At 71.2% G+C, this 17,398-nt stretch carries 15 protein-coding genes; 9 read left to right on the top strand and 6 right to left on the bottom strand.

Annotated elements, in window-relative coordinates:
• Positions 1–125: 125 nt before the first annotated feature.
• On the top strand, positions 126–3,137 hold the full coding sequence (locus tag FVE25_RS23065) for a sacsin N-terminal ATP-binding-like domain-containing protein (RefSeq protein WP_181019712.1): 3,012 nt from the start codon (positions 126–128) through the stop codon (positions 3,135–3,137).
• A 12-nt stretch (positions 3,138–3,149) separates the two neighbouring features.
• On the opposite strand, the gene FVE25_RS23070 is transcribed toward FVE25_RS23065, so the two are convergent.
• Together FVE25_RS23070 and FVE25_RS23075 are read right to left on the bottom strand one after the other, a co-directional pair.
• Positions 3,150–3,497: a VOC family protein gene (locus tag FVE25_RS23070; protein WP_157249126.1), complete on the bottom strand. Its 348-nt coding sequence runs from the start codon at positions 3,495–3,497 to the stop codon at positions 3,150–3,152.
• Between the two features lie 68 nt (positions 3,498–3,565).
• Positions 3,566–4,495 (bottom strand): alpha/beta hydrolase family protein, encoded by a 930-nt coding sequence (locus tag FVE25_RS23075; protein ID WP_157249127.1) that lies wholly within the window; start codon positions 4,493–4,495, stop codon positions 3,566–3,568.
• 165 nt (positions 4,496–4,660) lie between these two features.
• Here FVE25_RS23075 and FVE25_RS23080 point away from each other — a divergent pair, with 165 nt between their 5' ends.
• Positions 4,661–5,254: a TetR/AcrR family transcriptional regulator gene (locus FVE25_RS23080; protein WP_157249128.1), complete on the top strand. Its 594-nt coding sequence runs from the start codon at positions 4,661–4,663 to the stop codon at positions 5,252–5,254.
• A gap of 26 nt (positions 5,255–5,280) precedes the next feature.
• Positions 5,281–5,574, top strand: coding sequence for a DUF1905 domain-containing protein (locus FVE25_RS23085; RefSeq protein ID WP_157249129.1), 294 nt, complete (start codon positions 5,281–5,283; stop codon positions 5,572–5,574).
• Between the two features lie 70 nt (positions 5,575–5,644).
• On the opposite strand, the gene FVE25_RS23090 is transcribed toward FVE25_RS23085, so the two are convergent.
• The gene (locus tag FVE25_RS23090; protein WP_157249130.1) at positions 5,645–7,123 is read right to left on the bottom strand and encodes an alpha/beta hydrolase; all 1,479 of its coding nucleotides are present in this window, start codon (positions 7,121–7,123) and stop codon (positions 5,645–5,647) included.
• Positions 7,124–7,193: 70 nt separating this feature from the next.
• A complete protein-coding gene (locus FVE25_RS23095) occupies positions 7,194–7,400 on the bottom strand; it encodes a DUF2530 domain-containing protein (protein WP_246267327.1) in 207 nt (68 codons plus the stop codon).
• Between the two features lie 52 nt (positions 7,401–7,452).
• On the opposite strand from FVE25_RS23095, the gene FVE25_RS23100 reads away from it, so the two are divergent.
• Positions 7,453–8,913, top strand: coding sequence for an NCS2 family permease (locus FVE25_RS23100; RefSeq protein ID WP_157249132.1), 1,461 nt, complete (start codon positions 7,453–7,455; stop codon positions 8,911–8,913).
• On the opposite strand, the gene FVE25_RS23105 is transcribed toward FVE25_RS23100, so the two are convergent.
• Positions 8,891–11,191 carry a helix-turn-helix transcriptional regulator gene (locus FVE25_RS23105; RefSeq protein ID WP_157249133.1) on the bottom strand — a complete coding sequence of 767 codons (2,301 nt, stop codon included), beginning with the start codon at positions 11,189–11,191 and terminating at the stop codon, positions 8,891–8,893. The genes FVE25_RS23100 and FVE25_RS23105 overlap by 23 nt on opposite strands.
• 323 nt (positions 11,192–11,514) lie before the next feature.
• Here FVE25_RS23105 and FVE25_RS23110 point away from each other — a divergent pair, with 323 nt between their 5' ends.
• The 3 genes from FVE25_RS23110 to thpR are packed head-to-tail and all read left to right on the top strand — an operon-like array spanning position 11,515 to position 13,770.
• Positions 11,515–11,964 (top strand): MarR family winged helix-turn-helix transcriptional regulator, encoded by a 450-nt coding sequence (locus FVE25_RS23110; RefSeq protein ID WP_157249134.1) that lies wholly within the window; start codon positions 11,515–11,517, stop codon positions 11,962–11,964.
• A 20-nt stretch (positions 11,965–11,984) separates the two neighbouring features.
• Positions 11,985–13,205 (top strand): MFS transporter, encoded by a 1,221-nt coding sequence (locus FVE25_RS23115; protein ID WP_157249135.1) that lies wholly within the window; start codon positions 11,985–11,987, stop codon positions 13,203–13,205.
• Between the two features lie 7 nt (positions 13,206–13,212).
• Positions 13,213–13,770: an RNA 2',3'-cyclic phosphodiesterase gene (gene thpR, locus FVE25_RS23120; RefSeq protein WP_157249136.1), complete on the top strand. Its 558-nt coding sequence runs from the start codon at positions 13,213–13,215 to the stop codon at positions 13,768–13,770.
• Positions 13,771–13,866: 96 nt separating this feature from the next.
• Here the strand turns inward: thpR and FVE25_RS23125 are convergent, their stop codons facing one another.
• Complete coding sequence (locus FVE25_RS23125) at positions 13,867–14,835, bottom strand: aldo/keto reductase (RefSeq protein ID WP_157249137.1); 969 nt, start codon at positions 14,833–14,835, stop codon at positions 13,867–13,869.
• A 103-nt stretch (positions 14,836–14,938) separates the two neighbouring features.
• On the opposite strand from FVE25_RS23125, the gene FVE25_RS23130 reads away from it, so the two are divergent.
• Positions 14,939–16,174 (top strand): polysaccharide biosynthesis C-terminal domain-containing protein, encoded by a 1,236-nt coding sequence (locus FVE25_RS23130; protein WP_157249138.1) that lies wholly within the window; start codon positions 14,939–14,941, stop codon positions 16,172–16,174.
• 40 nt (positions 16,175–16,214) lie between these two features.
• Positions 16,215–17,189 (top strand): hypothetical protein, encoded by a 975-nt coding sequence (locus FVE25_RS23135; protein WP_246267329.1) that lies wholly within the window; start codon positions 16,215–16,217, stop codon positions 17,187–17,189.
• The last annotated feature ends 209 nt before the right edge of the window (positions 17,190–17,398 follow it).

The following is a 17,398-nucleotide window of genomic DNA, read 5'->3' on the forward strand; positions in this document are numbered from 1 at the left end:
TCGGTGCGGGCCGCTAGATTGCTGTGTCTATGGTCGCGCCCGCTTCGCCACTCGTCGGCGTCGCTGCGCCCGCTCTCCTGGCGAGCTCCTGCGCTCGGAACCCCCTACCCGCACCGCATTGGAGGATCGTGGACAGCTTCGGCACCGACCGGATGCGCGCCGCAGTCCTCACGGCCTGGACGGCCTCGCCCGCCCGCTTCCGTGAGGACGCCAACGCCGAAGAGGACTTCGCCCTCGGCGGCTATCGCGACCGGCTCATCGTGGAGCTCGCGCAGAACGCCGCCGACGCGGCCATGCGCGGCGGCGTCCCCGGGGTGCTGCGGCTACGGCTCGACGGCGACGTCCTCACCGCGGCCAACACCGGCGCCCCGCTCGACGCCACCGGCGTCGAAGGGCTGTCCACACTGCGCGTCTCCGGCAAACGTGACGAGGCGGGCGCCGCCGGCCGCTTCGGCGTCGGCTTCGCCGCCGTGGTCTCCGTCACCGACGAGCCCGCGATCGGCTCCCGAGGGTCCGCCGCGGTGCGCTGGTCCCGCGAGGAGACCGCCGCGCTGGTCGCCTCCGTCCCCGGCCTGGCCCCCGAGCTGGCCGGGCGCTCCGGCCACGTCCCGCTGCTGCGCCTGCCGTTCGAGACCGAGCCGCTGTCCGTGCCCGACGGGTTCGACACCGTGGTACGGCTGCCGCTGCGCGACAAGACGGCGGTCGAGGCGGTCCGGCGCATGCTGGCCGAGACCAGCCCGGCGCTCCCGCTCGGCCTGCCCGCCCTGACCGCCATCGAGATCGAGACCGACGGCGAGCTGCGCCGGGTGACCGGCGACGGCTGGCGACTGGTGGCCGACTCGGGCGAGTTCACCGCCGAGCAGGTCGCCGAGTTGTTCGCCGACCGGCCCACCGAGGAGCGCGCCCGGCCCTACTGGTCGGTGCGCTGGGCCGTGCACATGACCTCCGGCGAGGCCGGCCCGCTGCCGGCGAGCGTGCCCGCGGTGGTGCACGCGCCCACGCCCAGCGACGAGGCGCTCGACCTGCCCGCGCTGCTCATCGCCTCCTTCCCGATGGCCACCGACCGGCGGCACGTCGCCAAGGGCCCGCTGACCGACTTCCTGGTCGACAAGGCCGCCGAGGCTTACCTGCGCCTGCTGAAGGATCTGCCGCGCACGCCCCGGCTGCTCGACCTGGTGCCCGCGCTCATGGGCAAAGGCGAGCTCGACGCCCGCATCCGCCGGGCGATCCTGCGACGCCTGCCGGGCACGCCGCTGCTGCCCGCCCTGTCCGCGCCCGCGCCCGCCGTGGAGACCGCCTCCTTCAGCGAGGCCGCCGTCTACGAGCCCGACGCCCAATGGCACGTGGAGCACCCCGCCTCCGAAAAGGGGCCCGACGGCTGGGTGATCGCCGGCCGCGAGGCGGCGGTGGTCGCGGGCGCCGGTGAGCTGCTGGAGGCGATCGCCGCCTTCGTCCCCGGCCTGCTGCCAGCCGGGTGGCCGGCCCGCCACCCCGCCCTGGCCTCGCTGGGGGTGCGCAGGGTCGAGCTGGCCGACGTGGTCGACCTGCTGTCCGGAGAAGGCGTCGAGGGGCGGGATCCGGCCTGGTGGCGTTCGGTGTACGACGTGCTGCCCTACGACGACCCCGAGTCGCTGGGGGCGCTGCCGGTGCCGCTGGCCGACGGACGGCTGGTCCGCGGCCCGCGCGGGACCCTCGTGCTGACCGGGGCCGCGCTCGACCTCGAAGCCCTGGGCCTGCGCATCGTCCACCCCGACGCCGCCCACCCCCTGCTGCTGCGCCTAGGCGCCGCCGAGGCCACCCCGCGCACCGTCCTCGAAGACACCCTGACCCGCACCGCCATCTCGGAGTCGCTCGACAGCCCCGACCCCGAGCCGGTGGCCCGCGCCGTCCTGTCACTGGTGGACGCCGCCGGCCTCGCCCCCGGCGAGCTCCCGTGGCTGGCCGAGCTGGCGCTGCGCGGGGCCGACGGCGAGCTGTACGCCGCCGGTGAGCTGCTGCTGCCCGGAGGCGTGCTGGCCGGGCTGCTGGAGGAGGGGCCGCTGGTCGCCGACGCGCTCGTCACCGAGTACGGCTCACGCGTGCTGGCGGCCGCCGGCGTGCTGGACGGGTTCGCCGTGGTCAACGACTCCGACGTGCTCCTGGACCACGACGAGTGCGATCACGACCTCGACGGCGAAGAGGACTGGCTCGACCACGTCCACGACCTCCTGCCCGACCTCGAGGTGCCGCCCGTGGTGGCCGAGTTCACCGCCATCCGCGACCTGGAGCTCGTGGCCGACTGGCCCGCGGCGCTGCCCCTGCTGACCCGGCCGCCGCTCCGGGCCGCCCTCCACCCGCTGCGGGTGGACGGCGTGGAGGTCCCCTCATACACCGCGTGGTGGCTGGCCGGTCACCCCGTGCTGGACGGCCGCCGCCCGCGCGAACTCCGCCTGCCCGGGGCCGACCCGCTGCTGCAGGGCCTCTACGCCGACGCGCCGCCCGGCCTGGACGAAAGCGCGCTGTCCATGCTCGGGGTCCGCACGACGCTGGCCGACCTCCTCGCCTCCCACGGCGGCCCGGAAGAACTCCTCGACCTCATGGCCGACGCCGCCATCGACGTCGATCGGGCTCAGCTGCGGGCCCTGTGGATCGCGCTGGCCGGCATCGAGCCGTCGCGGGTGGCGCCGCCGTCCCGGGTACGCGCCGTCCTGGGCGGCGACATCGTGGTCGCCCCGGCCGACGACGTCGTCGTGGTGGAGGCGCCCGACCTGCTGCAGCTGGTGACGTCCCGCCCTCTGGTGCTGGCCTCCTACGACCTGGCCGAGTCGCTGTCGGAACTGCTCGACCTGCCGCTGGCCGGCGAACTGGTCACCGGCGAGGTCACCTCCCAGGGGGAGACGAGGACCGTGCCCGCCGAAGTACGCTCCCTGCTGCCGACCGCGCCCGGGACGTACGTGGAGCACGACGAGCTCCTGGTGGACGGGGTCCCGTGCGCGTGGCGTTACTTCGACGGCGCCATCCACTGCACCGGCGTGGACGGCCTGGCCAGGGGCCTGGCCTGGGCCGTCGGCCAGTGGTCCGACCGCCTGGCGGTGGCCGCCCTGCTCCGCGACCCGGCGGCCGTCCCCCTCCTGCTGGCCGAGGCCGACCTGTCCTGAAAGGCGCCGGGCCTAGCGGTGCCCCAGCACGTTGACGACCCGGCCGTTCGGGTCCCGGACGAAGAATCGGCGTACTCCCCACTCCTCGTCCTGCAGGGGGTGCACGATCTCCGCTCCGCTCTGCCGTACCGCCGCGTAGGCCGCGTCCACGTCGTCGACCTCGATACTCAGATCGGGTGCGACCGGCGCGGTCTTGTCGCGGGTCATGAAGCTGATCTGCGCTTCCGGCGCCGATCGGGATGCCAGCGTCATGATCCAGCCGTGGTTCATCACCTCCTCGAACCCCAGGAGCCCGTAGAACTCCCGGTTCTCTTCAGCGGCCTGCGACTGGAGGTTGGGTACGACACGGCGAACATCCACCGACAACTCCTGCACGTGAACGGAACAAGATCTGCCGTCGATTGTCTCAAGGACCGCTGAAACACGTCCTACTTGCTCGCCAACGTGCCCAGCGGTTCGGGGTCTTCCGCCAGCGCGGCGGCCGCCTCCTTCCAGCTCGTGTCGTCGGGATGGACGGCGCTGCGCAGGAAGGCGGAGGTGAGGCGCTGGATCAGCGCGACGCGGGCGGGATTCTCGTCGGTCGTCTCGGCGACCTCGTAGCCGGCAATCCCGCCGAGCGAGTGTTCCGCCCCGGACAGCGTGAGCAGGCTCTTGTCCGCCGGGCTGTACGTGAAGGGGTCGGTGAACCAGTCCGGTCCGCGGGTGGACAGGTGCGACCGGTCGTTGTCCCCGGCGACGATGAGGGCCGGGGTGGTCATGGTGGCGAAGGACGGCTTCATGAACGGGAAGTGTTCGGCGGCGAACGGGGTCAGGTCGTCGCCCAGGCCGGTCAGCGCGAGCAGTACCCCCGCCTTGACGCGGGGGTCGGACATGTCCTCGCCGGGAAGGCCGTCGGCGTCCAGGACGCGTGCGCCCAGCAGCGTGCTGGCCGTCTGGGCTCCCCAGGAGTGGCCGGCCACCGTGATGCGGTCGCGGTCCAGGCGCCCGGCCAGACCGGGCACGGCGGCTTCCAGGGTGTCGAGTTCGTCCAGGACGCGGGTGAGGTCGTCGATGCGGATGCGCCAGATCCGCGGGGTGCGGGGGTCGTCGGCGGGCAGGGCGAGCGTGCGGGAGTCGAGGTGGGTGGGTTGCAGGACGGCGAAGCCGTGGGCGGCCCAGTAGTCGGCCAGCGGGGCGTAGCCGTTCATCGACCAGCCGAAGCCGTGCGAGAACACGATGACGGGCAGGTCGCCGCCGGTCGCCGGTGCGGCGACGCGGACCTGCAGATCCTGCCCTCTGCCTGCTGCGGGCAGGACGACTGGTTGCGCGGACACCACCATCGGGCTCTTCTGCGTGGCGGCGAGGTTTGAGTCGGACATGGATGCACCTTTGTTCGGATCCGCCGGTGGAGCGGGCGAGGGCATGGCGGTACGGCGCGGCCTGGTGGTCGGCCGGGTGATCTGGCACCATGGACAAGCGGGACGCTGTCCCGTTTGACGATATGGGACGTTGTCCCGTTTAGCAACATCGGAGGGGACGTCGCGGTGAACGACAGCGATCCGGGTGCGGAACCCGCGGGCCGGCCCAAGCGCGCCGACGCCCGCCGTAACCAGGAGACCCTGCTCGACGCGGCCGCCGCGGTCTTCGTCGTCTCGGGCGTGGAAGCGCCGATCCGCGACATCGCGGCCCAGGCCGGCGTGGGGACCGCCACGATCTACCGCCACTTCCCGACGCGGGCGGATCTCATCATCGCCGTGTACCGGCACCAGGTCGAAGCCTGCGCCGAGGCCGGTCCGGCTCTGCTGGCGACCACCGCGACGCCGTACGCGGCACTGGAGCAGTGGATCGGCCTCTTCGTGGATTTCCTGGTCACCAAGCACGGGCTCGCCGCCGCGCTGAGGTCGGACAACGCCCAGTTCGACGCCCTGCACGCCTACTTCGTGGACCGCCTCGTGCCCGTGTGCGCCCACCTGCTCCAGGCCGCGGCGGCCGCCGGCGAGATCCACGCCGGCCTGGAGGCGTACGAGCTCATGCGCGGCATCGGGAATCTCTGCATCGGCGCGGACAGCGACCCCGGCTACGACCCGCGCAAGCTGATCGCACTCCTGGTCGCGGGACTACGCCAGCCGGGCGCTTGAGGTGCGGAGCCTTCTATCCTGTGGCCATGAAACTGGAGTTCAGCGGCGAGATGTGGTTCTGGCGGGGCCCGGCGCCGTGGCACTTCGTCACGGTTCCCGAGGAGGAGTGCCGTGACCTGGAGGCGGTCGCCGGCGGGGTGAGCTATGGCTGGGGGATGATTCCGGTCACCGCGTGGATCCGGGAGACCCGGTGGAGGACGTCGATGTTCCCCAAGGACGGGCGCTACATCGTGCCGGTCAAGGCGGCGGTGCGGAAGGCCGAGGCGCTCGACGTGGGGGATGTGGTGACGGTGCGCTTGGAGGTGTCGGGTCTCCTGTAGACGCAGGCGGACTCGCCTACCGGTGGGGCGGCAGGGGAGTCCTGGCGGAGGTGCGGTCCGCGGGTGACGGTCAGACGGCGGGGCAGGTGCTGCCGGTCTTGGGAAGGGTGCCGTCGAGCAGGTAGGTGTCGAGGGCCTTGGCGACGCAGGGGCTGCCGCTGAGGTAGGCGCCGTGGCCTTCGCCCTCGTAGGTGAACAGCACGCCGGTCTTGAGCTGCTCGGTGAGCTTCTCCGCCCACTCGTACGGCGTGGCCGGGTCGCCCTTGGTGCCCACGACGACGATCGGGGCCGAGCCGGTGGCGTCGACGCGCTTGGCGTCGTCGGTGCCCTGGGCCGGCCAGTGGCGGCACAGCATGCCGAGGCCGCCGGACTTCATCATCGGGTTGATCGCCCCGGTGGCCTTCTCGACCTCGGCGAGTTCGGCGTCTGTGGGGCGTTCCGCGCTGTCCACGCAGGCGATCGCCTGGACGCTGGTCATGATGGTGGAGTAGCTGCCGTCGGGCTTGCGGCCGGTGTAGGAGTCGGCCATGGACAGCAGCGCCTCGCCGTTGCCCTTCTTGGCGGCGGCGACGCTCTTCTCCAGCACCGGCCAGGCGAGCTTGGAGTAGAGGGAGGCCATGACGCCGGTCTTGGCCAGCCCGGCGGTGAGTTCGCGGTCGCCGACCTTGACCGGCTTGTCCTTGAGGGTGTCGAAGAGGCCGTTGACCGTGGCGGACACCGCTTCCGGGGTGTCGCCGAGCTCGCAGCCCTGGGCGATGCAGTCCTTGGCGAAGTTGCGGAAGGCCAGCATGAAGCCCTTGGCCTGGATGACGGCCCGCTCCTTGAACGTGACGGTCGGGTCGTAGCCGGCGTCGAGGACGAAGCGGCCGACGTTCTTGGGGTACTTGGTGGCGTAGACGCCGCCCAGGTGCGTGCCGTACGACATGCCGAGGTAGTTGAGCTTGTCGTCGCCGACGGCCTGGCGGATGCGCTCCATGTCCTCGGCGGCGTTCATGGTGCCGACGTGGGGCAGGATCTTGGCGTTGCTCTTGCCGCAGGCGGCGGCGAACTCCTTGATGAGGCTCTCGTTGTCCCTGTCGGCCAGGTCGGCGGACAGGAGCTTGTCCATGTCCTCCCCGCAGGTGACGCCGGCGCTGCGGTCGACGCCGCGCGGGTCGAAGCTGACCAGGTCGTAGCGCTCGTTGACGCCGGCGAAGCCCTTGGTGACCAGGGGGAGGGTGCTGACGCCCGAGCCGCCGGGGCCGCCGAAGTTGAAGACGAGCGAGCCGAGGCGCTCCTTGCCGGTGGCCTTGACCCGGATGAGGGCCAGGTCGAGCTTCTCGCCGTCCGGCTTGCCGTAGTCGAGGGGCACGGGGAGCTTGCCGCACTCCAGGGTGGGGTCGTTCAGGGGATTGCCGTCGGGGCCGGTCAGGCCGGTGCAAGGGGCCCAGGCCACGGTGCCGGTCGCGGCGGTCTTCTGCGCGGCGGGGGTGGGCTTGGGCTGGGCGGCGGTGCTACACGCGGTCAGGGCCGTCGTGAGCAGAAGGGCCGTGGTCACGGTCTTTTTCATGGTTCCCAGCATGGCCAAGACCGGGTTTGCCCATGTAGTGGGATATGTCGGGAGTTGGAGATGAGTAATGTCACCGGCGGCGTCTGACAAACCAGATGCCGAACAGCCCGAAGCCGACGCCGGTCACGCAGGTCCAGATCCACCAGGTGTTCTCGGGGGCGGGCCTGAAGATCAGGAGAACAACGAGCGCGAGCGCCCACAGCGCGGTGCCCACGGCGATGGCGGCCGGATCGTTGGTCTTGATCGGTTCCGGGTCAGGGTGCCATTCGCGTTTCACAAGGTCCAGGGTAGCTTCCAATACCGTCTCGATACGATCACCTACGCTTCTCATGCGCTGCGACGGCTGTCACCCTTCGCGCGTGAACAGCACTCTTGACCGTTTCTTCAGCATCACCGCACGTGGTTCAACGATCTCCCGTGAGGTCCGCGGCGGCCTCGCCACCTTCTTCACGATGGCCTACATCGTGGTACTCAACCCGTTCATCATCGGCAACAAACCGGACGTCGAGGGCCAGTTCATCGGCGACGGCGCCGCCCCGAACATCGCGCTGGTGGCGGCCGGCACCGCGCTGGTCGCCGGAATCCTCACCATCCTCATGGGCGTCGTCGCCAAGGTGCCGTTCGCCATGGCCGCAGGGCTCGGCCTCAACGCCTTCGTCACCTTCGGCATCGCCACCCAGATGAGCTGGGAGGAGGCGATGGGCCTGGTCTTCGTCGAGGGCGTGATCATCGGCATCCTGGTGCTGACCGGGTTCAGGGTGGCGGTGTTCAACGCCATCCCGACCCAGTTGAAGACCGCGATCAGCGTCGGCATCGGCCTGTTCATCGCGCTCATCGGCTTCGTGGACTCCGGGTTCGTGCGCGGGAACGCGGTGCCGCCGCTGACCCTGGGCATCGCCGGGGAGCTGACCTCCTGGCCGGTCCTCGTGTTCATCGTCGGCCTGCTGACGACCGCGGTGCTCGTGGCGCGCAAGGTCAAGGGCGCGATCCTCATCGGCATCGTCAGCACGACCGTCCTGGCGATGGTCATCGAGCAGCTCTTCCACCCGGGCGGCTTCTCCAAGGACAACCCCGGCGGCTGGCAGCTGAACGTCCCGCACATCACCGCCGACATGTTCGGGATCACGAACCCGCTGGTGCTGTTCACGGAGTTCGACCCGATCGGCGGCTTCACCCGGGTCTCGATCCTGCTGGCCGTCCTGCTCGTCTTCACCCTGCTGGTGACCGACTTCTTCGACACGATGGGCACGATCGTCGGCGTCGGCCGTCAGGCGGACCTGCTCGACTCCGACGGGCAACTGCCCGGGACCAGGCGCATCCTGCTGGTCGACTCGATCGGCGCGGCGGCCGGCGGCGCCGGATCCGTCTCCTCCAACACCACCTACGTCGAGTCGGCCTCGGGCGTGGCCGAGGGCGCCCGCACCGGCCTGGCCAGCGTGGTCACCGGCGCGCTCTTCCTGGTCGCGATCTTCCTTGCGCCGCTGGTCAAGGTGGTGCCGTACGAGGCGGCGGCGCCGGCGCTGGTGATCGTGGGCTTCCTCATGATGGGCGCGATCAAGGACATCGACTTCGGCGACTACGAGCTCGCGATCCCCGCCTTCCTCACGATCGTCCTCATGCCGTTCACCTACTCGGTCTCCAACGGCATCGGCGCCGGGTTCGTCAGCTACGTGCTGATCAAGGCGGTCAAGGGCAAGGGCCGCGAGGTGCACCCGCTCATGTGGGGCGTCGCCGTCCTGTTCGTCGTCTACTTCGCGCTCGGCCCGATCAGGGACCTGATCGGGTTGTGACGCCGGCGACCAGCTCGGCCACCTTCGACCGGGAGGTCAGGCCGAGCTTGGCCAGGATGTGCTCCAGGTGCGTGTCGGCGGTCCGTTTGGAGATGTGCAGCCGCTCGGCGATCTCCCGGTTGGACAGCCCGTCACGCACCAGCCCGGCCACCTCGCGTTCCCTGCGGGTGAGCATCTCCAGGGCGCCGGGCAGCTTGTCGGCGTCGTCGAGCGTGGCGGCGACGACCGTCTCCAGCGGCGTGCGGGCGCCGTGCTCGGCCAGTTCGGCGAACAGGCGCTCGCCGATCTCGGCCAGCGCGGCGGTCCTGGCCTTCTGGTGGAACTCCTCCATCACCACGGTCCCGCTCAGCCGCAGCCCGGTCACCCGCCACAGCCGGTCGGCGGCGCCGAGCAGCCACGCCGCGCGCTCGGCCCGGCCGCGGGCCGCGGCCAGCCAGCCGTGCGTCTCCAGGCAGTAGGCCGTGCCGATCATGTCGCCCAGCTCCGTCTTGATGCCGATGGCGGTACGGCCGGCCGCCTCGCACCCCTTGTGGTCGCCCTTGCCGAACAGGGCGGCGCTGGTGATGTAGTACAGGTATCCGCGCAGCCACTGCTCGCCGGTGCCGGGGCCGAGCCGGCCCAGCCCGTGCTCACAGAGCCGCCTGGCGTCCTCGGGCTCACCGGCCAGGTGGTGGCGGTAGCCGTCCTGGGCGTCGAGCGCGACCAGCCCGATCCGGTCGCCGACCTCCTCCATGATCGCCAGCGCGTCCTCGGCGGTGGCCGCGGCCTCGCCCAGCCGTCCGGCGAAGCAGAGCGCCAGGTGCCGGTAGAGCAGGATGCGCCCGGCCAGCAGGCGCTCGCCCAGCGCCTCCGCCATGGGCAGCGCCTCGGCGCAGTCGGCCAGGGCGGTGTCCAGGTCGCCCTGGAAGGCGATGAGGTAGGCGCGGATGCCGAGCGCCCTGGCCCGCTGCCGCGAGGGCGCGGCGCAGCGGCGCAGCACCTGGCCCAGCCAGTAGCGGCTCTCGGTGTAGAGGCAGGAGATCTGCCAGTAGCCCCACAACGCGTTGATCAGGTCGGCGGCCACGGTCGGGTCGGGCAGGAGCATGGCGTGCTCCATGGCCGCGCGCAGGTTGGCGTGCTCGCGCCGCAGCGCCCGGTAGCGCTCGAGCTGGTCGTCGTCGATGAAGTGCTCGTCGAAGTAGGTGGCCAGGCGCTGGAAGCGGGCGATCTGCCGGCCGCGCACGGCCTCCTGCTCGCCGCTGCGGGCGAGCTGGTCGGCGCCGTACTCGCGGATGGTGTCGAGCTGCCGGTAGCGGGCGCCGGGCTCGTCGGCGCGCAGCACGAGCGACTTGTCGACCAGGCCGATCAGCGTCTCCATGACGGTCTCGGCGGGCAGCTCGCCGTCGGCGCACACCTCTTCTGCGGCGTCGAGGTCGAAGGATCCGGCGAACACCGACAGCCTCGCCCAGAGCAGGCGTTCCTCGGGGGTGCACAGCTCGTGGCTCCAGTCGATGGTGGTGCGCAGCGTCTGGTGCCGTGGCAGCGCCGTACGCCGGCCGCCCGTCAGCAGCCGGAAGCGGTCCTCCAGGCGTTCGATGAGCTGCTCCAGGGGTACGGCACGCAGCCGCACGGTGGCCAGCTCGATCGCCAGCGGCATGCCGTCGAGGCGGCGGCAGAGCGCGACGACCTGGCCGGCATTGGCCTCGGTGAGCCGGAAGCCCGGCACGACGGTGGCGGCGCGCAGCGCGAACAGCTCGATCGCGTCGCCGCTGTCGGTGACGTCGGCCACGGAGTCCGGGACGGGGAGGGGCGCGATCATATACGTATGCTCACCGGGCACGTCGAGCGGTTGGCGGCTGGTGGCCAGGACGCGGACCCGGGGCGTCTCGCGCATGAGGATGTCGGCCAGCCCGGCGCAGGCGTCGATCAGGTGCTCGCAGGTGTCCAGGATGAGCAGGATGTCGCGTTCCTGGAGGTGGTCCAGGAGCGTGTCGAGCTGGGTCTGGCCGGCCTTCTCCGGCAGGCCGAGCGCGGTGCACGCGGTGTGGGGCAGGAGTTCCGGGTCGCGGAGCGCGGACAGTTCGATGAGGCAGATGCCGTCGCCGAAGTGCGCCTTGATGCCGTCGGCCACGCGCAGCGACAGGCGCGTCTTGCCGACGCCGCCCGGTCCGGTCACCGTGACCAGGCGCTCGCCGGTGAGCAGGGCGGCGAGCTCGGCCTGCTCCCTGTGCCGGCCGATGAAGGTGGTCACGTCTCGGGGGAGCTCGCCGGGCCGCCTGCGGAACGTGCCTAGTGTCATGTTCGGATCGTATTCACAAGGTAACGGTTGGTTATGCTGTTCGGCGCAATACGTATGCCGGGCCGGGGTTCGGGGTGGAAATCCGTAGGGGCTACCGATAGCCGGGACGCCGGCCGTACCGGCACGCTTTGGGCGTGACCTCCGCTCCGCGCAGGGGCGTTGATGTGTCATCGGCGGCGATCCGGCGTGGCCTCTGGAGGGGTGAGCCACCCCGGATCGCCGCCCTTTCGCGTCCTGGGCTTCCTGGCTGTATCAATGGGTGAGACATTTCAGCCGGAAGGGAATGCCATGGGTAGCCAGATAGTTAGCAAAGGTAATGACCCATGCTAACGAACACCCAAAAGAAGGACCTGCGCAGCGACGCGGGCCTGGCATCGGCCCTGCGCGTGTCGCTGGCGCGGCTGACCAGGCGGCTACGACGACAGGCGGCGGCGCACTCGCTGACACCCACGCAGTTCGCGACGCTCGCCGCGGTGGAACGGCATTCCGGGATAACCCCCGGCGAATTGGCCGAGCTCGAGAAGGTGCAACCACCCTCGATGACCCGCGTGATCGCCGCGCTCGAGGAGCGAGGGTTGGTCGCGCGTACGCCGCACCCGACAGACCGGCGGCAAGTGACCGTGAGCGTGACCGAGCCGGCGCTGAAACTCCTCAAGGAGGAGCGCAAGCGCAAAGAGGCATGGCTGACGCAGCGGTTGAAGGAACTGACACCCGAGGAGCGGGCGGTCCTCCGGCAGGCGGCCCCGATTCTGGAGAAGCTCAGCAAGATCTAGAGGACCAACGTAAGACCGGAATGTTCCGGTCGCTCAAGAACCACAACTACCGCCTGTTCGCCTCGGGCAGCGCCGTCTCCAACGTCGGCGGCTGGATGCAGCGCACCGCCCAGGACTGGCTGATCCTCGACCTGACCCACGGCAGCGCGACGGCCCTCGGCACGGCCACCGCGCTGCAGTTTCTCCCGATGCTGCTGTTCGGCCTCTTCGGCGGCGTGCTCGCCGACCGCTACCCGAAGCGGCCCATCCTGATCGTCGCGCAGTCGATGATGGCGGTGCTGGCGCTGGCGCTCGGCCTGCTGACCATCACCGGAACGGCCCAGGAATGGCACGTCTACGTGATGGCCCTCACCCTCGGCCTGATCTCCTGCGTCGAGATCCCGACCCGGCAGACGTTCGTGGTGGAGATGGTCGGCCGCAAGGACCTGGCCAACGCCATCGCGCTCAACGCCTCCATCTTCAACCTGGCCCGCGTGGTCGGCCCGGCCGTCGCCGGTGTGCTGATCTTCGTGCTGGGCGGCACCGGACCGATCTTCCTGCTGAACGCGCTGACGTTCGCCGCGGTGATCTCCAGCCTGGTCTTCATGCGCAAGCACGAGCTGAACCTGGCCGAGCCGGTCCCGAGGGCGAAGGGCCAGCTGCGCGAGGGCCTGCGCTACGTGCTGAGCAAGCAGGAACTGCTCATGCCGATCCTGCTGATCGGCTTCGTCTCGATGTTCGCGCAGGCGTTCTCGATGTCGATCGCGCTGATGGCCCGCGAGGTGTTCAGCGCGGGCGCGTCCTCGTTCGGGCTGGCCTCGAGCATGTTCGCGCTCGGCGCGCTCGGCGGCGGGCTGATGGCCGCCCGGCGCACCACGCCCTCCAAGAAGGTGCTGCTCACCGGCGCGCTCGGCTTCGGGTCGTTCCTGGTCGCCGTCGGCCTGGCGCCCGTCTACCCGGTGTACCTGGCGCTGCTGGTCCCGGCCGGCATCGCGCTGATCACGGTCAACACCGCGGCCAACGCCAGCGTCCAGCTCGCCACCTCGCCCGAGATGCGCGGCCGGGTCATGGGCATCTACCTGCTCGTGTTCACCGGCGGGGCGCCGCTGGGGGCGCCGCTGGTCGGACTGCTGTCGGAGCTCGGCGGCCCGAGGGTCGGAGTCATGCTCTCGGGTGTGCTGGTCCTGGCTGGCACCGGCCTGGCCCTTCTGATGACGCGGATGATCGGCGCACGCCGCAGGGTGGCCCTGGCCACGGCATGATGCCCGCATGAGGTTGTTCGCGGCCCTGGTGCCGCCCGACGAGATCCTCGACGAGATCGAGGCGGCGATCGCCCCCCACGTCGGGCAGGTGCCGGGCCTGCGCTGGCCCGACCGCGCCACCTGGCACATCACGCTTGCCTTCTTCGGCGAGGTGCCCGAGCGCGTCCTGCCCGAGCTGGAGGTACGGCTGGCCCGCACCGCCGCCCGGCACCCCGCTCCCGCCCTGGCCTTCGACCACTTCGGCGCCTTCTCCTCGGTACGGCGGGCCAGGGTGTTCTGGGCGGGCCTGACGGGCGACCCGATGACCCGGCTGGCCGAGTCGGTCCGGGCCGGCGCCCGCCGGGCGGGAGCCACCGAGACCGACGAGAAACGCTTCCACCCGCACCTCACGCTCGCCCGCGCCAAGCACGACCAGGACCTGACCTCGCTGGTGGAGTCGCTGGCCGGCTTCACCGGGGCGCCGTGGCGGGCAGAGCGCGTCCGGCTGGTCAGCTCGACGCCGGGCGCCCGGGTGAGGTACGCGTCACTGGGAGAGTGGGCGCTGGCACCGCCGCCGCGGGGTTAGGCTGCACAATCGTGGACCGTCCCCGTTTCTGGCTGCTTCCCGTCGTGCTCGCCCTCCTGCTGGTGATCGTCGTCGTGGGCGCCTTCCTCACCTGAGCTACCAGGCGTAGTCCTCAGGCGCCGTGCGGTGCCCGGGGAAGATCTCGTCCAGCCTGGCCAGCGCCGGCTCGTCCAGCGTGATCTCGAGCGCGGGCAGGCTGCCCGTGAACTGCTCCATCGTGCGCGGCCCGATGATCGGCGCGACGACCGCGCGCTGCTCGAGCAGCCAGGCCAGCGCCACGTGGGCCGGGTCGAGGCCGAGCTCGTCGCAGAACTTCTCGTACGCCTCGATCTTGTCGCGGTGCTTGGCCAGCTCGTTGAGCATCATCTCCGAGGCCGAGCGGCCCTTGTCCAGCTTGCGCAGCACGCCGCCGAGCAGGCCGCCGGCCAGAGGGCTCCACGGGATGACGCCGATGCCGTAGTCCTCGGCCGCCGGAAGCACCTCCAGCTCGACCGCGCGCGTGAGCAGGTTGTAGTGGCTCTGCTCGCTGACGACGCCCAGCGAGCCGCGCCGCCTGGCCTCCTCCTGCGCCTTGGCCAGGTGCCAGCCGGCGAAGTTGGACGTGCCGACGTAGACGATCTTGCCTTGCTGGCGCAGGGCGTCCATCGCCTCCCAGAACTCCTCGTACGGGGTGTTCCGGTCCACGTGGTGGGCCTGGTAGAGGTCGATGTAGTCGGTCTGCAGGCGCTTCAGCGAGGCGTCGCAGGCCCTTCTGATGTTCAGCGCCGACAGCTTGCCGTCGTTGGGCCAGTCGGTCATGTCGCCGTAGAGCTTGGTCGCCAGGACCGTCTTCTCCCTGCGCCCGCCGCCCTGGGCGAACCACTTCCCGACGATGGTCTCGGTCGCGCCCCGGCCGAGGTGCCGGCCGTACACGTTGGCGGAGTCGAAGAAGTTGACGCCCACGTCCAGGGCCCTGTCCATGATCGCGAAGGAGTCCTCTTCGCTGGTGAACGGGCCGAAGTTCATGGTGCCGAGGCAGAGTGGACTGACCTTGAGGCCGCTGCGTCCCAGGTTCACATACTGCATGTGGCCAGCCTAGGTACCTGGAGTGCACTCCAGGCTAGGGTCTTCCGTTGTGCTGGCCTTGCTGAGGGTTGCTCTGCCTTTGTTCCTTTCCATGGTGTCCGGCATGGCCGGGTCGCTGGTGGTCGCCGGCGTGCTGGGCCGGCACGCGGCCGTGACGCTGGCCGCCTTCGCGGTGGTGACGGCGGTGATGAACCCGGCCAGTGCGGCGGTCGCGGGGGCGTTGCGCGGGCTGATGCCGTTCGTGGCGCCGCACAAGGACGCGCCGGCGCGGGCCGTGCCCGTCCTGCGGGATGCGCGGTGGCTCAGCCTCGTGGTGGGCGCGCTGGGCGCGCTGGCCGTGCTCGGGGTTCCGTTGCTGGCCTCCGTCACCGGGGTGGCCGCGGAGGTCGTGGCCGAGCTGGGGCTGCTGCCGTACCTGCTGGCCCTCGACGTGCTCGTGCTGGCCGCGAACGGCGGGGCCGGCACGGTGCTGGTCGCGCTCGGGCGGTCCCGGCAGGTGCTGTGGTCCAGCTTGGCGCACACCGGGGTGCTGATCGGGCTCACGCTGGTGCTGGTGCCGCTGTGGGGGCTCGACGGCATGGGGGTGGCCTGGCTCGGCGCCGGGGTGGCGGGGGTCGTGGTGTCCCACGTGTGCCTGCGCCGGGCGCTCGGGCGGGCTGTGGGGCGGGGGCGGCCGCGGTGGCGCGAGATCTTCCGGCTGGGCCGGGTCAGCCTGCCGCTGGCCGGGACGGTGCTGCTGAAGTTCGGCGGGCTGGGCGTGGTGACGTTCGCCGCGACGCTGACGACGGTGACCGACGCGGCGGCGCACTCTCTTCTCGGGACGCTCACCGGGTTCACCTTCATCGCCTCCCTGGCCGTGGCGCAGGCATCGGTGCCGGAGATCGCGCGGGCCGGCACGGCCGCCGCGGCGCGGCGCGTCAACCGGGACGCGGCCGTGCTGGCCGTGGGCGTGTCCAGCGTGGGCGGGGTGGTGCTGCTGGTGTTCGGGGACGCGCTGGTCTCCCTCTTCAGCGCCGACGCCGCGGTGCGTGCGCGGGTCCTGGCGCTGGTGCCGCTCATGCTGCTCGCCTCGATGGCCGATGCCGGGCAGGCCGTTCAGGGGTTCGGGCTGTCGGCGCTCAAGCGCTCCGGGGCCACGTTGGGGTACTTCGCGGGTGGGTACGGCTTGCTTGTGGTCGCCGCGGTGCCGGTGGCGCGGGCGTGGGGGGTCACCGGGTTGTGGGTGGCCCTGGTGGCGGTGAACCTGCTGCTCTGCGTGCTGCAGGGCTGGGGGTTCCGCCGGCACAGCGCCCGGGTGCCGTCGGCGGCGGAGGTGGGTGAGGTCGCGGAACGGGCATGATGGCAGGGTGGGGGATGTCCTGAAAAAGACGATTACTGCGGTGGGGCTGGCCTTGGGGCTGGCTCTTTTGCTGCCCGTGGGGGCGGCTCAGGCCGACGACGAGACCCGGGTGTTCAGCTTCCGGGATCCGCGGATCACCGAGTCGAGTGGGCTGGCGGTCTCGCCCGCGCATCCGGGGATCTATTACACGCACAACGACAGCTCCGCGGCGCCGGAGTTCTTCGCCGTGGACGCGCAGGGCCGTACCAAGGCGACGTTCCGGGTGTCGGGGGCGCAGGCGCGGGACTGGGAGGCCATGGCGGCGAGCAAGGATCCCGCCACCGGGCGCGGGGTGTTGTGGTTCGCCGACATCGGGGACAACCTGGACGGGGCCTGGCCGGATATTTCCGTGTACAAGGTGATGGAGCCCTCGTCGTTGAGGGATGCCACGGTGCCTGCGGTCCGGTACCGGTTCCGGTACGCGGACGGGGGGCGGAACGCCGAGGGCATCATGGTGCATCCCCGGACCGGGCGGTTGTACGTGGTGTCCAAGGAGTTCTCCGGATCCGTGTACGCGGCTCCCGAGAAGCTGCGCACCGGGCGGATCAACATCCTGCGCAAGGTCGCCGCCGCGCCGCTCATGGCCACGGACGCGGCTTATGCGCCAGACGGGTCGTCGTACGTCGTGCGGACCTACTTCTCGGCCACGCTCTACCGGCCTTCCGGGGAGATGCTCGCCAAGGTCACGATGCCGCAGCTCGAGCAGGCCGAGTCCATCGCCTACACCGCGGACGGCAAGGCGCTGCTGACCGGCTCGGAAGGGGCGCGGAGCCCGGTGTACCGGGTGCCGTTGCCGTCCCGGGCGCTGGCGGCCGCGTCCCCGTCCGTCTCCGCCAAGCCGACGCCCGCGGCTTCGGCCGTCGCCGACACGGCCAGTCCGTCGCGGGGGCTGACCGGGACGGACATCATGATCTGGCTGGCCGCCGCGGCGGGGGCCACCGGGGTGATCGCGGTGATCGCGCGCCGCAGCCGGTGAACTGAGCAGGACCGCCCAGGTAGGTCTGAGTACTTCTGCCCACGTGCCGGAGGGTGCTTGGGCTGCATGATGCTGTGCATGCATCCTGAAAGTAGGAAATATCCCGGCATGGGGATGGTGTGCCCGGATTGTGGTGCGCCTCTTCCCGGGCCGGTGCCGGGTTGTCCTCGGTGCGCGCTGCCTCTCGGGGGGCCGGCGGCGGCCGAGCT

Source organism: Nonomuraea typhae (assembly GCF_009760925.1).
Lineage (GTDB): Bacteria > Actinomycetota > Actinomycetes > Streptosporangiales > Streptosporangiaceae > Nonomuraea > Nonomuraea typhae.

Coding starts and splice junctions, on each gene's coding strand:
- FVE25_RS23075 (WP_157249127.1), bottom strand. CDS start 4,495: ATGTCCGACTCAAACCTCGCCGCCACGCAGAAGAGCCCGATGGTGGTG.
- FVE25_RS23085 (WP_157249129.1), top strand. CDS start 5,281: ATGAAACTGGAGTTCAGCGGCGAGATGTGGTTCTGGCGGGGCCCGGCG.
- FVE25_RS23090 (WP_157249130.1), bottom strand. CDS start 7,123: ATGAAAAAGACCGTGACCACGGCCCTTCTGCTCACGACGGCCCTGACC.
- FVE25_RS23100 (WP_157249132.1), top strand. CDS start 7,453: ATGCGCTGCGACGGCTGTCACCCTTCGCGCGTGAACAGCACTCTTGAC.
- FVE25_RS23105 (WP_157249133.1), bottom strand. CDS start 11,191: ATGACACTAGGCACGTTCCGCAGGCGGCCCGGCGAGCTCCCCCGAGAC.
- FVE25_RS23110 (WP_157249134.1), top strand. CDS start 11,515: ATGCTAACGAACACCCAAAAGAAGGACCTGCGCAGCGACGCGGGCCTG.
- FVE25_RS23115 (WP_157249135.1), top strand. CDS start 11,985: ATGTTCCGGTCGCTCAAGAACCACAACTACCGCCTGTTCGCCTCGGGC.
- thpR (WP_157249136.1), top strand. CDS start 13,213: ATGAGGTTGTTCGCGGCCCTGGTGCCGCCCGACGAGATCCTCGACGAG.
- FVE25_RS23125 (WP_157249137.1), bottom strand. CDS start 14,835: ATGCAGTATGTGAACCTGGGACGCAGCGGCCTCAAGGTCAGTCCACTC.
- FVE25_RS23130 (WP_157249138.1), top strand. CDS start 14,939: ATGGCCGGGTCGCTGGTGGTCGCCGGCGTGCTGGGCCGGCACGCGGCC.